The following is a 351-nucleotide window of genomic DNA, read 5'->3' on the forward strand; positions in this document are numbered from 1 at the left end:
TGTGTTGATCGTATACACTCTTACTCGTTAGTCTTCAGTTCATGTGTTTAATATGTTCTGTGTTTTCTTTCTTGCTCCAGGTGCATACATCTTTTGTCGTTAAAATAAGCGAGGAATCATAGTGAAAAGAGGTCAACCCAATGGCGCGAAGATACGGCTATATGGATTGGATGCGGGTGGTTGCGATCGTTACGGTCGTCGGTGTCCACGTCGCATCGAAAATCATCAATAATTACACGACAGGCGATTGGGAATGGCATTACGCCAATGCAATTGATAGCGCACTCCGTTGGTGCGTGCCGATTTTCTTCATGCTCAGTGGCGCATTGCTATTGACGCGCGACTCTAAAG

General features: G+C 45.6%; 1 protein-coding gene. It reads left to right on the forward strand.

Going from position 1 to position 351, the window contains the following annotated elements; all coding sequences use genetic code 11:
- Positions 1-140: 140 nt before the first annotated feature.
- On the forward strand, positions 141-351 hold a 211-nt coding region (locus tag BHE18_RS00030), incomplete at its 3' end, for an acyltransferase family protein (protein WP_171910619.1).

This window comes from Rossellomorea aquimaris (genome assembly GCF_001877785.1).
Classification (GTDB): domain Bacteria; phylum Bacillota; class Bacilli; order Bacillales; family Bacillaceae_B; genus Rossellomorea; species Rossellomorea aquimaris_A.